Annotated in this window: 14 protein-coding genes; 9 read left to right on the forward strand and 5 right to left on the reverse strand. The window is 58.8% G+C overall.

The features are described 5' to 3' along the window. Positions 1–286 precede the first annotated feature (286 nt). The 4 genes from mobC (at position 287) to WDO72_14360 (ending at position 3131) form a co-directional block, all read left to right on the forward strand. Positions 287–838 (forward strand): plasmid mobilization relaxosome protein MobC, encoded by a 552-nt coding sequence (gene mobC / locus WDO72_14345; protein ID MEJ0086857.1) that lies wholly within the window; start codon positions 287–289, stop codon positions 836–838. Between the two features lie 22 nt (positions 839–860). Then, positions 861–1823, forward strand: coding sequence for a relaxase/mobilization nuclease domain-containing protein (locus tag WDO72_14350; GenBank protein MEJ0086858.1), 963 nt, complete (start codon positions 861–863; stop codon positions 1821–1823). Positions 1824–2190: 367 nt separating this feature from the next. Further along, entirely contained in the window at positions 2191–2532 is a 342-nt protein-coding gene (locus tag WDO72_14355) for a pilin (protein ID MEJ0086859.1), read from the forward strand. Positions 2533–2645: 113 nt separating this feature from the next. Continuing rightward, a complete protein-coding gene (locus WDO72_14360) occupies positions 2646–3131 on the forward strand; it encodes a zinc ribbon domain-containing protein (protein MEJ0086860.1) in 486 nt (161 codons plus the stop codon). 237 nt (positions 3132–3368) lie between these two features. On the opposite strand, the gene WDO72_14365 is transcribed toward WDO72_14360, so the two are convergent. The 3 genes from WDO72_14365 to WDO72_14375 form a co-directional block, all read right to left on the reverse strand. Next, entirely contained in the window at positions 3369–3590 is a 222-nt protein-coding gene (locus WDO72_14365) for a hypothetical protein (GenBank protein ID MEJ0086861.1), read from the reverse strand. Positions 3591–3711: 121 nt separating this feature from the next. Next, positions 3712–4356 (reverse strand): hypothetical protein, encoded by a 645-nt coding sequence (locus WDO72_14370; protein MEJ0086862.1) that lies wholly within the window; start codon positions 4354–4356, stop codon positions 3712–3714. Between the two features lie 2 nt (positions 4357–4358). Continuing rightward, positions 4359–4856, reverse strand: a complete 498-nt coding sequence (locus WDO72_14375) for a hypothetical protein (protein MEJ0086863.1) — start codon at positions 4854–4856, stop codon at positions 4359–4361. Positions 4857–5409: 553 nt separating this feature from the next. Here WDO72_14375 and WDO72_14380 point away from each other — a divergent pair. From WDO72_14380 to WDO72_14400, 5 genes are all read left to right on the forward strand, one after another. Next, positions 5410–6657 carry a M48 family metalloprotease gene (locus WDO72_14380; GenBank protein MEJ0086864.1) on the forward strand — a complete coding sequence of 416 codons (1248 nt, stop codon included), beginning with the start codon at positions 5410–5412 and terminating at the stop codon, positions 6655–6657. 237 nt (positions 6658–6894) lie between these two features. Then, positions 6895–8061, forward strand: a complete 1167-nt coding sequence (locus WDO72_14385) for an ImmA/IrrE family metallo-endopeptidase (protein ID MEJ0086865.1) — start codon at positions 6895–6897, stop codon at positions 8059–8061. Continuing rightward, positions 8061–8549, forward strand: a complete 489-nt coding sequence (locus WDO72_14390) for a DUF4411 family protein (GenBank protein ID MEJ0086866.1) — start codon at positions 8061–8063, stop codon at positions 8547–8549. Before WDO72_14385 ends, WDO72_14390 begins: the two co-directional genes overlap by 1 nt. A 293-nt stretch (positions 8550–8842) precedes the next feature. Then, entirely contained in the window at positions 8843–9616 is a 774-nt protein-coding gene (locus WDO72_14395) for a hypothetical protein (GenBank protein MEJ0086867.1), read from the forward strand. A gap of 453 nt (positions 9617–10069) precedes the next feature. Beyond that, positions 10070–10441 carry a hypothetical protein gene (locus tag WDO72_14400; GenBank protein MEJ0086868.1) on the forward strand — a complete coding sequence of 124 codons (372 nt, stop codon included), beginning with the start codon at positions 10070–10072 and terminating at the stop codon, positions 10439–10441. Positions 10442–10514: 73 nt separating this feature from the next. On the opposite strand, the gene WDO72_14405 is transcribed toward WDO72_14400, so the two are convergent. Together WDO72_14405 and WDO72_14410 are read right to left on the reverse strand one after the other, a co-directional pair. Beyond that, the gene (locus WDO72_14405; GenBank protein MEJ0086869.1) at positions 10515–11084 is read right to left on the reverse strand and encodes a TlpA disulfide reductase family protein; all 570 of its coding nucleotides are present in this window, start codon (positions 11082–11084) and stop codon (positions 10515–10517) included. Beyond that, on the reverse strand, positions 11026–11991 hold the full coding sequence (locus WDO72_14410) for a DUF1684 domain-containing protein (protein MEJ0086870.1): 966 nt from the start codon (positions 11989–11991) through the stop codon (positions 11026–11028). The genes WDO72_14405 and WDO72_14410 overlap by 59 nt, the downstream gene beginning before the upstream one ends. Positions 11992–11993: the final 2 nt, after the last annotated feature.

The raw sequence follows: 11993 nt of genomic DNA on the forward strand, positions 1-11993 counted from the left end.
ACAAGTTGTCACTCATGACTGATGTTTCCATGCACTGAACTCATTGTCAGTTTGGGTTTCGCGGGAAATTCGGGCGAAAGCTCAGGCGCCCTGGCATGCAGGTCGGTAGCTAGATTGCAGATCGAATTGGTGACGAGCGCGGCAAAGCAGAGTCAGTCGATAGCCAACGATCGTTCTTTTCGGAAGCGGCTGTGAATGCGCAGACTGCGATGGCGTGAGGTTTCGGCCGAATTTTGCGCGATATGCCGGATAGCCTCGCGGCGGCTCTTGTCTCACGATCACACGCATGGCGGCAGAAGCGTTCATCCACTTGCGGGTGACTCAGGAGACGAAGTCGCAGCTTCGCGCGCTTGCGCAGCGCGAGAACCAGTCCGAGTCGGCACTGCTCAAGCAGTTGCTCGGCGTCATGCTTCGAGGCGTCGGCGATGAGGCGCCCGCCGACAGGGGGCCGGATGAAAGCGCAAATCGGGAGGCCCGCCTGACCATTCGTCTACAGGCTGGCGACCATCTGCTGCTGCGCGAACGCGCGGGGGCGCGGTCGATGCCGGCGGCAACCTATGTCTCCGTCCTAGTGCGCGCGCATCTGCGGTCGTTGTCGCCATTGCCGAAAGGGGAACTGCTGGCGCTCAAGGGCAGCATTGCGGAGCTAGCGTCCATCGGTCGCAACATCAACCAGATTGCCAAGGTCGCGAACGACGGCGGCGGGTTACCCGGCACGGTGCGCGAGGAGTTCCGGGCGATGCTCAGGATCTGCGAAGCGCTTCGGGACAACACCAAGGCGCTGCTCAAAGCGAACGTCACCAGCTGGAGGATCGGGCATGCCGAAGCGAACCTTTAGGCTTCCAGGGGAAGGAATCCCGTTGCTCGACATCGTGAGCCACGGTCGCGGTGGTCCGCAGGAGGCAGGCGCGCGGCTAACCACGGAGCAGGTCGAACAGATTCGTCGGACGGTCCAGCGGGCACCAGAAGTGATGGTGAAGGTGCTTGGGCGCAACAGCAGCGACCTCAAGGCGGCAGCCAAGCATTTCGACTACATCGGGAGAAAGGGGGAATTGGAGATCGAGACAGACGACGGTGAGCGGCTGCAGGGCCGAGTGGGCCAATCGCTGATCGAGGACTGGGATCTCGACATCGACGATGCGCGTCGACAAGGCGATCTCAAGGCGACCAACGGTCGGAAGCCGCCGAAGCTGGTTCACAAACTCATGTTCTCGATGCCGCCTGGCACGCCGCCTGACAAGGTACTGGCTGCCGTTCGAATTTTCGCGAGGGAGGAGTTCGCCTTGCAACATCGCTATGCGTTCGTTCTGCATACCGATGAAGCACACCCGCACGTCCACCTTGTCCTGAAAGCCGTGAGCGAAGAGGGGGAACGACTAAACATCAAGAAGGCGACCCTGCGGCATTGGCGGTCGGAGTTCGCCCGCAACCTACGACTGTTGGGTGTCTCAGCGAATGCTACCGAGCGCGCCGTGCGCGGCGCGGGCAGAGTCAACAAGATCGACGGAGTCTTTCGCACTGATCAGCGTGGGGCGTCGAATCGGACCCGCAATCGAGTTGAGCGAACCGCCATCGAGCTTGCAACGGGCGATCTGCGGCCCGAGCCTGGCCGACAGGTTCTGCATCGAACTAGGAAGGAAGTGGAACGCGGGTGGCGCGCACTGAGCGAAATCTTGAAGAGTGAGGGTCAACAAAAACTTGCGGCCGATGTCAGGCGGTTCATCGAAGAGATGCCAGTTCCGCGAACAGAGAAGGAGCAGATTGCTCTTGGGCTATTGCAACGCATTCATCAGCCGAGGATGACGACAAATATGAGTCGGTGAGGCTCGCGCACGGGTTTGCGCATGTGATTGGCGTGGGTTCGACGGCGGCCCGGGGGTGGTCTTACTAAAATCTGCGAGAATGAAGCCCTGAGATACGTCCTGAAGAGAGGCGCGATGGACCGCTATCTCGTCGGCCTGCCGAATGGTGCGCAGCCCGCGAAGATCCCGGCGACGATCCTGATAGTGTTCAAAATGCCAGGGGCACCCGCGACACCACGCCTGCCGAAGTTTGGCTCCCGAATAAGACGCCAATGTGCCTATCTGCGTTAGACTTGCGGCACTATGAGCGCAGGAAGGATTTCAAATGAGAGTGACTTCGTTGAGCTGGCGACTGCTAGCCATCAGCCTAGCTTCTTGCACTGCGACAATGGCGCAGACATCTGGGGCTGAAACGCGCGCGCAGGTCGCGGGGGCGCTGTCGATGGTCTCGGGAATGAAGGCGTCCATCGCGGAGGCTTTCGCGCAGTCAGGGCGCTTCCCTGACAAGTACAGCGACGCGGGAATGTCCGGCCCGATTCAAATTTCGTATGCAGACGCAAAACTTGGTGCGGAAGGCGTGATAACCCTGACCTTCAATTCGAAGGCAGCTGAATCACTGCGGGGCAGAATCATCAAGCTCGTGCCGATGGCGGACGCTTCCGAAAGCATCATGTTCTACTGTCTAGCTCCGGCTTTGCCCGAGCCGATACGCCCGTCAAGCTGTCACTAATTGCGTGGCCTGCATCACAATTGCCAGCTAACTAATCCGATTTGATGTGATCTCTTCCGCAGTTAGCTAGCTGTGGTGGGTTCAGACTTCGGCCATGAGAATTGGAGAGCACCATGGCCCTGATTGCATGTTCTGAGTGTGGCAAGGAAATTTCTGAGAAGGCGCCAACGTGCCCAGGATGCGGCGCGCCCGCGAAACCTGCCGCAATGGCTCCAGCGCGTCCGGAAGAAAAAACAAAGCGAAAGACCAGCCCTGTCGCTTGGGCAGCGCTCGTCCTATTGATTGGTGCCGGTGTTTGGTACACCCAAACGCGGGAGTACAAGGAGCAGACGCTTCCACCAATTCCAGTGGCGATCCACCATCGCGCGGCGTTGCTCGGCTCGGGTCAAGTTCTTCAGGTGACGAATACTTCGGACGCGCCGCTCGCCGCCGCCGTGACACTGTCCAACCCTTCGACGCAGCTCTCCAAGTCGTTCCAACTCACGCTCAAGGCCAAAGAAACCAAAGAGATTGGCCACATGGAAGGATGGTCGCTTTCTCCGGGCGATCAAATCCAAGTCTTCAATGCGTCCTTTCAAAGTTGGAACGGCTCGCTGTAACGAGCGCGTGCGTGGCATACTCGCCGGCAATTCAAGGGGAGGTTCCTATGACCAAACTTTTGAAGCAACCGGAACACCCCCTGAGAAAGGGATAACCACAGACCCCCGGGCGATGGTAGGAATCGCGATGGGTCCGAGATGATGTGGTTTCGCATCGCGCGAACCTCACGGCCATGAATCGGCAAGCACGCGACCTGCCTACCCAAGTGGCGTGCCGTTCCTCAGAGCACCGACCACTCAGCCCTTCCGGTTGTGGCTCTTGATGGCAAGTGCGCCGACTAGCAACAGCACATCGTCCTCATGCAGCTCGCCGTTCTCATCCGTGCGACCGCAGCCACAATGAATTCGCATCCAGACGGTGAACTCTGGCGGGCCAGTAACAAACTCAACCTGCATCACTTCGCCGCAGCCGCGCGCCGGGCAGACCGGCGCAGTCTTGGGATAGCGGAGCACCTTCATGTTGATCACCTCCAGCGTCTATTAGACCGCATCGTCAGCTCCACTCACCATGGGCGGCGCGAGTAGATGAACTCGGGATGAGTGTGCGCCCCGGCCCCGAGCGCCGAGAGTGCCGGTAGTTTCAGACGGCCCTGAACCGCTCCACGTTCATCGTGTTGGTCTCAAGGTTCGCGTCAAGAATCTCGATTAGCGGCTTGTCCGTCTCGACATGCTTCGCCGACACCAGCATCGCCTTCGTCTCGGTTAGCTTGATCAGGTAGCAACTCAGCAGTCCCGCCAGCTTCGCGCTCCAATCGAGAACATCCGAGAAGTCCGCAGGGTCAGTCTTGCGGGGCTTCTCAAGCTTCGACAGCGGCGCCCGATGGAGCACATCACCCGACAGACCCCACAACTTGATGAGGTCCGCCTTCGTGAGCGCGGGCTGGTCGGCCGGCCTCTGGCCCATCGTCGTGGCGTTCCCATTGGTCCCCGTGACCATCGGCACGGGGAAGAATTCGGGATTCAGCTTGCTCAGCTCGTTAATGATCTTGTTTGCCTCATAGGTGTCCCTGAGGCGTCGCGATTCAATCCCATGGGCGACAAGGCAGCAAAGCGCGATGGTCTCGCACAGCAGCCGGAACTGTAGGTAGCAAATCTCCCGCACCATCTGCGGCGGAAACCCAGCTTCGTTCTTGAAGGCGTGGCTAACAATCTCGGTGCGGATGCGCGCCTCATGCATCAATTCCAGATGGAGCCGGGCTGCGTTATTTTCCTTCTCGGTCGCCATGGTCAGCTCCACGGCAGGCGCGGCCCAGTCGGCCCCAGATTGAAAAGGCTGATGAGCGAATTTAGCTGGTCATGGTCCGGCGGAAACCTCCGGTGGACCTTGTCCCAGTCCATCGGGTCAAGGTTCTGGAGTCCGCCTGTGCGCTTGATCTCTGAATTGAGATTGATCGGGCTTACAGGCCAATCGTCAAGGATGGCCGGAATTCTCGAAGCTGCCGCCCACGCATTCTGGTCGGCGACCGGAAAGACCGCCGCCCAAATGGTCAGGCTGCCCTTCCGCTCACCGGCGGCGTAGAGACTCAATAAGGTTTCTGGGCGTCGAAAGTACACATCCAGGACGGCCGCGTGAATCCGCTCGTCATTGTCCTCATCCCAAAGAATAGCGAACCGATGCTCGTACACCCCAATGTCAGGGCCGCGCTCGATCTTGATTGGCAAAGAGTAGATGGTCCACGGCAACGCAGGCCGAAGGTCGTGAACAACACGCAATGGATAAGCCATGAGATTTTCCTCGGCCTTGTCAGACCAGCAGATGACCGGTCGCGTCGGACCGGGCTGCACTCGAAGTGAGCTACAGCTCGCGCACTTGAACACGGAGGTCAGGAAAATTCAACACCGGTGCCAAGAATCCCTGCCTTCGGCAGTCAGGAAGTAGCCGATGGGCTCGCTGAAGTTCGCAAGCAGAGCAGCCAATGGAAAAGCAAGGGAAGGACCAAGAAGGCCCTCTCCCTCCATCGTGATCTCATAACTCCACGGACACGGGCAACTCCACGCCGGCCAAATGGATGGCCATGGTCCGCATTAGCTCCGCAGCTTTTCCGGCTCGACCGCCAGGGGCCAGTAGCCGGTCGTGGAGTGCAAGGGCTGAAGTTCTTGGCGGACGATCTCGTGTCTCTTGGCGGGGATTCACCCGCCGTTCAGCTTCACGCAGAGAAAGCCGTCAACTTGTTGAGATCCATGCGCCCGGGCGGCCCTAAGGGCAATAGATAGGTGACTGGGGTCACAATGGCCAACGGCGGAGTTCGCTAGAGTGTTCTTCACATGATTGCCAGGAATGCAAGCAATGCTTAGACAACCTTTAGTCGCCGTCCTGATATCCCTGCTGCTGCCGCTGGCCGCCGCGGCACAAACATCTCGGACTCCACAAGTCATACAGGCGGTACTGCGCGAACCGATTCCCACCAAGGCGCTGGATCGCGCTCGTGAGGCCGACGATCAAATCATGCAGCAAGGCATGGTAGGCGACACCCGGGTCTACCTGGTCACAGACGTTCGACTCCAGCACGTCAATGAGATCGTAAACAGGCTCCTTACAGCTATGGGTCAGGAGCGCGGCCAGTGGCAGGTGCGCGTGCTCGACACGAAGCCCGCTGTGTCCAACGCCTTTGTGACCGGAGGCAGATACATCTACGTTTTCACCGGCTTCCTCGCCGAGGCGCAGAGCGATGATGAGATCGCGCTTGTGCTCGGCCACGAGATTGGCCATTCCATGCTCAAGCACATATTGCGAGAAGAGGAGGACCCGTGGGCCCAGCTCGCCAAAATCGTGACAGTCATCGGCGCCGCGAAAGGCTCAGGCTCGACCTGGAGCGCGATCGGCGCAGGCCTGCAGGCAACGCACAGCCAGGCGGACGAACTCGAAGCCGACGCCATTGGCACGGCGATCGCCTGGCGCGCCGGATACAACGCAATCCGTGGCGCAAATTTTTTCACACGCGCGGTGCGCGCCTCGGATGACATGTGGGCGGACGCGAGCGCTCAGCTGAAGACAATGGAGGCGGACGCCTTGCAGGCCCGAACCAAGTGCACTCAACTCGTCGGCTCCTGGAAGGCGGGGCAAATTGAGCAGAGCACCAACAATCAAAATGTTGTGAATAGCACGTGCGCTGATGCCGAGCGGAAGCGCTTGGCATACAACAACTTCAATTCCCAATATGCGATCAGTCAATCCCAAGACCAGTTGAACAAACTGACTTCAACGCATCCGGAGCCGCAAGCGCGCATTTCCGCGATTGCGTCGGGCTTGGATGCTCTCGAGGATCGGCGCGACGTGAGCTCAATCAAGATCTACCCGAATCTGTACAACGTGCTGATGGGCTTGTATCTCGAGAAAAGCATCTTGCTCGAACGTCCACTCGCGGTCGCCGCGGCTGCAACATCGAACGCGGTGGCTGACTCGCGCGGCACCGGAACAGCTTCGCTAAAGCTTCGGCTCGAACAGCTCAAAGAGGCTTTTGAGGCCGGATTGATCACTCCGACAGAGTACGAAGCGCAGCGCAAGGAAATACTCGGACACCTGTAACTCGCACGCGTACTGGTGTAAATCATGAGGCTTCGAACCAGACGCGCGAATTAATCGTGAACTACGTCAATGAGCACTGCACTAGGTTCGATGGCCTCGTCAATGAAGCGCAACCCGTTATCGCGTTGCTCCAAAGAACGCCGCGCCACATTGATTTCCGCTGCTGTGACCGGTCAAATCGACGTGCGACAGGTCTCAGCGCCAAGCAATTCGGCTGCGTTGGCGTCCCGTGGTTAAATGCCACCCATCATGCGCGTAGCTGTCAATCCGGATCTTCTTCGCTGGGCGCGAACGCGCGCTCAGCTCGAGGTTCCAGAGCTCGAAGCTCGCTTTCCCAAGCTGAGCCAATGGGAGAGCCGAGAGGTCGAGCCGACGCTTAAACAGTTGGAGAATTTCGCGCGGGCAACCCACGCACCGATCGGCTATTTCTTTCTTTCGGAGCCACCCGCTGAACCGCTGCCTATTCCAGATTTCCGCACTATGGCGGGACGTTCCGTTGTGCGGCCTAGTCCGAATCTCCTCGACACTATCTATGTCTGCCAGGAACGTCAGTCTTGGTATCGAGAGTTCGCTCAGGTCACGGGCCAACCAGTGCTGCCTTTCGTTGGGACTGTCACGACGCGGACGCCAACCAGGGAAGCTGCCGCGCAGCTGCGCGCCACTCTAGGATTCAATATCGACGAACGTCGCGATTGTCCGACGTGGACGGAGGCGCTTAGGCGCTTTATCGATCAGGCTGACCGCACGGGTGTGCTCGTGATGGTCAGCGGTGTGGTCCTCAACAACAATCGACGCCATCTTGATCCTGATGAATTTCGGGGGTTCGCACTCGCTGACGACCAGGCGCCGCTAGTGTTCATCAACGGCGCCGACTCCAAGGCAGCGCAGATGTTCACGCTGGCTCACGAGCTTGCCCACATCTGGCTGAAGGCCTCTGCGTTGTCGGATAGCACGGCAGCTTCGATTCCTGCTGCGACGAATCAAAACGAAGTTGAGACGTGGTGCAATCAAGTCGCTGCCGAATTGCTAGTGCCTCTCGATGTGTTCCGAGCGGAGCTTGTCGCCGGCGAAGAATTGCGGCAGACCTTGGATCGGCTCGCGCGACGCTTCAAGGTCAGCACTCTCGTTATTCTTCGTCGGCTGTTGGACGTTGGGCGATTGACGAATGCGGCCTTCTTCGCGGCATACCGCGAAGAGATCGCGCGCATCGCTGAGATCGTGCGCGGTAGCGGCGGCGATTTCTATCGAACCACCATCGCCAGAGTCAGCAGGCGTTTCGCTCGCGCCTTGATCGAAAGCACCTTGGAGGGTCGAACTCTCTACCGCGATGCCTTCCGAATGCTGGGGATCGCGAAAACAGAAACCTTCAATGAATTTGGCCGCAGCCTGAATTTCCCTCTCTAATGCCGTACTTGCTGGACGCAAACGTCTTCATACAGGCCAAGAACCTGCACTACGGGTTCGACTTCTGTCCGGCGTTTTGGGACTGGCTCCAGAAAGCAAACGGGACCGGCACACTATTCAGTATCGAGAAAGTCGGCGGCGAACTGTTGGCGGGCACGGACACGTTGTCGGTATGGGCAGATCTGCAGGGCGATGGGTTCTTTGTTCCACCCGATAATTCGGTCATTCCTGCGTTGACTACGGTGAGTACATGGGCCACTACGCAGAGGTACGAACCAGCTGCAGTCGCTACGTTCTTGCAGGTCGCAGACTATTGGTTGGTCGCGCATGCCTTGGCACATAGCTTCACCGTTGTGACGCATGAAGTGCCGGCCGAGAGCGCTCGGAAGATCAAGATACCGAACGCCTGTCTGGGGTTGGGAATTCATTTCGTCACGCCGTACGAGATGCTGCGGCGTGAACAGGCGAGGTTCGTGTTAGGGAGTTGAGTCCAGATCGATGGACTGGGTCGCTGCTGAGATCCCGAGAATGGGACGCTAGGCTGCACCGACCCTGTGATGCTCATTCACGCCGTGGATGATTATCATGCAAGCCATGGATAAGTCTGTGAACAGGCGTGCTGCGCGGACGCTGGCCGGCGCTGCATCACGGTGATTCTCGGGAGCAAATACATGACAGAGCTGGTGAAAATGCGGCGCCCGTTCACAATCAAGAGAATTGCTGAGCAGTATTGAGTGGGTGCAAGTCTGAATAATCCGGGGGTCTGTCGACAATGCCGAAGATGAATCGTCTCGACCTGCTCAAAGCGGACAGGCTCATAACTCTGCTGTACTGGATTGGCTGGCCTGCCATCGCCACGTACTTCTTGTGCATGGTCGTGATCCCGGTGATCCAAAGCGGATTCGAGTGGAACGCCGTACAAGGCATTTGGGACCGCTGGCAGAGTTTGAACGTCGGTATGCTCGCGCTGATTGCCAGCGTGATCGCATTCCAGATCACCCGGTACAAAGAGAACAGGCAGAGCGCGCGAGACTTCAGGGCTGCGCGGGCGTTCCTCCCCGACACGCTTAGCAAGCTCACTAGCTATTTGAGTGCGAGCGCCGCCGTTCACATGAAGGGTTGGAACAATTTGCCGCAGGGCGCGCTCCCTGCGCCACCAGATGAGTACAGGGAGGTGTTTGCGAACTGCATCCGCCACGCTGACGATGCAGCCGGAGAACAACTGTCTGAGACGCTGATGTGGCTGCAAGTCCGGGCCGCACGGTTAGAGCGCTTCTACCACCATCCCGCCCACACCATCCCGTTGAGGCAGCTTGACGCACTGCGCGGCTTGCGCCTCGACGGCCAACTCTATGCCAGCGTGCACCGGCTGTTCGATTATGCACGAGGAATAACGGGCCTAGACTCGCGCCCCCTTACATGGGAGGACTACAGCGCCGCCTACGTGAATCTGGGCCTGCAAATCGAGCATCTTGTTGTAGAAAAGGTCAGCCTTGAGAGGCTAACAAAGTCGCACATCGCAAGGGACGACGAAGCGGACCCCGGCCACACATGAAGTACTTCTTCACTGTTCCACAAGCGCATGCGACGCTCTGCCAATGAATTTTGTCCTTGCGGCTCTGGAAAGAAATTTAAGAAATGCCAAGATCCTTGATGGCGTCGCAGGGGCGCCACAAAAAGACAGGTGCTCGCGGGAGTTTTGCGGGACTTAGGCCTGCCTCGTCGTGCTCAGTCGTGACAAATGCAACGGATGCCATGTGAGCTCGCGATTGTTGACGTCAAATCCATCCAACAAAATCAATCGTCTACGTTCTTCGCTCCGCCCGCCCTTTTCACCCCCTCCATTTTGTAATCAGGGGGTCGCGGGTTCGATCCCTGCAGCCGGCACCATAAACAAGCCATTTCCTCGCTTCACTATATTGATTGCCAAGGTGAGAGAACTGGGCGGCTCGTGACACAAGGATGTTAGGCCGGCAGCTTTGCCGGACCGCCTCTGGGAGGAGGTAGCATGAACGACGAAAAGAAATGCCCGTACTGTGCCGAGACCATACGCGCAGAGGCGATAAAGTGCCGGTTCTGCGGAAGCGACCTTACCGGGAAACCTCGGGCCGAGGTTGCAACACCGAGACCCGCGCCGGGTGTGGCCGCATGTCCAAAGTGCAATGTTGCGCTGGTAGCGACTCAGGTTAGGAAGTTCGCAAGCGTAGGTGGCGTGTTAGGCGCAATGCTCTTTGTCATCGGTCTATGCGCCTTGCCGTTTGGTGTTATTCCCGGCCTTCTGCTCATGGTGTTCGGCGTGCTACTCGGCTCAGTCGGCGGCAAGAAGACTGTGATGGTCTGCCCAAGCTGTGGCACACGAGGGGCAACGCTCGCCGATTAGCTCACAACGGTCCAGACTGCTGCCATGGCCCATGGCTGTGTGCACATCTTGGACGCTCAGAACAACCGAACAGTCACGGCGTTGCGGCGATGACCGCGTCCAGATCCTTGGCCGTGATAGGTCCCAGGAACTCCTTTGCAACACGGCCGTCCGGCGCAATCACGTACGTGTTAGGCAAACCCAGCGGTGGACCGAAACTCCTGGCCGGACCAAGCGGATCAACCTGCGCGACCGGAAACGCAATCGGGCGCTTCTTCAAGAATTCCACGATGTCCGCCTTGTCGCTGTCCTCGAACGCAAGGCCAATGGCGACGACCTTGTCCTTGTGTGCCGCGACAAAGGTGGAGATCTCCGGCAATTCCTTGATGCACGGCACGCACCACGTCGCCCACCAGTTCACGACGACCCACTTGCCGCGATGCTCGGCGAGGTCGAACGATTTCCCTTCGAGCGTCGTCACCTGCAAAGACGGCGTCTGCGCAGTGGCGGCATGAGCTGAAGCGCCAGCCGTCAGCACCAGGCATAAACAAAGCGCCAATCTACTCAACGGCGTGCCTCGCCACAGACGCTGCAGTGCTTTCCATTCAATGCCCCGCGCCGTATTTCTTCTCGCCGGCCAGCACCGCCAGACGAACCGTTTCACCCTTTTCGTCCTTCAGCGCGAAATAGTTTTCCTTCGGCGGAAGCGGGCAAGTCGCGTATTCAGTGAACGCGCAGGGCGGGTTGTACGCGCGGTTGAAATCCACCACCACCGTGCCGTCCGCCGCCACCGGCCCGGTCTTGAGGAACCGTCCGATGCCATAGGTTTCCTTACCGCTGGTCCCATCCTTGAATACGAAGCTCAGTCCCTTGGACGGATCGCCAGTGGCTTCGAGTCGCCACTTTTTTCCGTTTCTCTCGAACTCGATGTAGCCGGGATTCGGGCTTTCATTGACGTCGCCGATGATGTTGGCAATGGCAATGGTCGTACCCGGCGGATGCGCGACAAACGCCGCTTTCACCTGCCATTGTTCATCCGGCGTGAAAACTTCCAGCCCTTTGAAATGCAGCCGGTCCGGCGAATCCGCGTGACGAACGCGCAACGCGAGTTTGCCCTTGCGATCAATGACGGTGATCTGACCCTTGCCACCGTCGTACCCCAGCTTCGTACCTCCGGCTCGCCCCTCGGGTGTCAGTTGCACTTCATCTTGCAACGGTTTGCCATCCACTGTGACGCCGGCTCCAGGCTCTGCCGTGAAGAACAGCGCTCCATCTCGCTGTTCCACCTTGCCCAGCTTGTCCGGAGCAATGCGCAAACGAATGCCGCTGCCTTCGGCGCCGCCCACGGTTTGCTGCTTGCCTTCCACCCAATGCAGACCGATCAAGCTCGTCCAGCCATCGGGCTGCGTCAGTTCGGCTTCACGTTCCTTCACCCAGGCCGCATGTTGGCTTTTGAAGTCGGAAACACCCGGCGTCTGCGTAGCCGCACCGCCGCTGGCAGACAGCACTGCTGCGAACAGCAACGCAGCAACGAGTCTGGATAGTTTCAATTCAAGTGCATTCGTTTTCATCA

The organism is Pseudomonadota bacterium, assembly GCA_037200975.1.
Lineage (GTDB): Bacteria > Pseudomonadota > Gammaproteobacteria > Steroidobacterales > Steroidobacteraceae > CADEED01.

Coding starts and splice junctions, on each gene's coding strand:
- mobC (MEJ0086857.1), top strand. CDS start 287: ATGGCGGCAGAAGCGTTCATCCACTTGCGGGTGACTCAGGAGACGAAG.
- WDO72_14355 (MEJ0086859.1), top strand. CDS start 2,191: ATGGCGCAGACATCTGGGGCTGAAACGCGCGCGCAGGTCGCGGGGGCG.
- WDO72_14360 (MEJ0086860.1), top strand. CDS start 2,646: ATGGCCCTGATTGCATGTTCTGAGTGTGGCAAGGAAATTTCTGAGAAG.
- WDO72_14365 (MEJ0086861.1), bottom strand. CDS start 3,590: ATGAAGGTGCTCCGCTATCCCAAGACTGCGCCGGTCTGCCCGGCGCGC.
- WDO72_14370 (MEJ0086862.1), bottom strand. CDS start 4,356: ATGGCGACCGAGAAGGAAAATAACGCAGCCCGGCTCCATCTGGAATTG.
- WDO72_14375 (MEJ0086863.1), bottom strand. CDS start 4,856: ATGGCTTATCCATTGCGTGTTGTTCACGACCTTCGGCCTGCGTTGCCG.
- WDO72_14380 (MEJ0086864.1), top strand. CDS start 5,410: ATGCAAGCAATGCTTAGACAACCTTTAGTCGCCGTCCTGATATCCCTG.
- WDO72_14385 (MEJ0086865.1), top strand. CDS start 6,895: ATGCCACCCATCATGCGCGTAGCTGTCAATCCGGATCTTCTTCGCTGG.
- WDO72_14390 (MEJ0086866.1), top strand. CDS start 8,061: ATGCCGTACTTGCTGGACGCAAACGTCTTCATACAGGCCAAGAACCTG.
- WDO72_14395 (MEJ0086867.1), top strand. CDS start 8,843: ATGAATCGTCTCGACCTGCTCAAAGCGGACAGGCTCATAACTCTGCTG.
- WDO72_14400 (MEJ0086868.1), top strand. CDS start 10,070: ATGAACGACGAAAAGAAATGCCCGTACTGTGCCGAGACCATACGCGCA.
- WDO72_14410 (MEJ0086870.1), bottom strand. CDS start 11,991: ATGAAAACGAATGCACTTGAATTGAAACTATCCAGACTCGTTGCTGCG.